Source organism: Candidatus Hydrothermales bacterium, from assembly GCA_039630235.1.
Lineage (GTDB): Bacteria > Hydrothermota > Hydrothermia > Hydrothermales > JAJRUZ01 > JBCNVI01.
The window spans coordinates 1-502 of record JBCNVI010000082.1 but is presented as its reverse complement, the minus strand read 5'-3'; the positions used below and the strand labels follow the sequence as shown (position 1 = coordinate 502).

1 protein-coding gene is annotated in these 502 nt (G+C 37.3%); it reads right to left on the bottom strand.

The window, feature by feature from the left end; all coding sequences use genetic code 11:
* The coding region (gene cas10, locus ABDH49_09410) for a type III-B CRISPR-associated protein Cas10/Cmr2 (protein MEN3047155.1) at window positions 1-481 on the bottom strand (481 nt) is incomplete at its 3' end.
* Window positions 482-502 lie beyond the last annotated feature (21 nt).

The following is a 502-nucleotide window of genomic DNA, read 5'->3' as shown; positions in this document are numbered from 1 at the left end:
ATTCATTACCTTCTTCATCTTTTTCCACATTTTCCACAAAACCACTATTGTTATTTAACTCCACTTCGATCTCGTCTTTTGAATTTATCTTTATGTTTCCTGAAAAAGCCCACCTTAACTTATGTATGACATCAAGAAGATCTTTTAGGTTAACAAAAGCGAGGACATCATCTCCACCTGCATATACAAGTTTTCCAAGATGCTCTTTTTCTACTATCTTTCTTACGAATTCCAAGGCATAATTTCTTAGAGCGGTGGAGATAGAGGCGTGAATTGCTGGTGTGAGGAGCTTTCGTGGGCTTATTGCTTTTATTTTGTTCTTGAAATTATTCGGTAAATTTTCCCAGGTTTCCGACGCGTACGAATATTCAATATCTGGTAACAGTTCTCCGGCGAGCCATTTCCCCATATTGTCGCCATCGAGATAGATGAGGGCGTAGTAAGAATTCGGTTTTCCAACTTTATCTATTATTTTTTTCAACGAGTTCTTTAATTCCTCTAT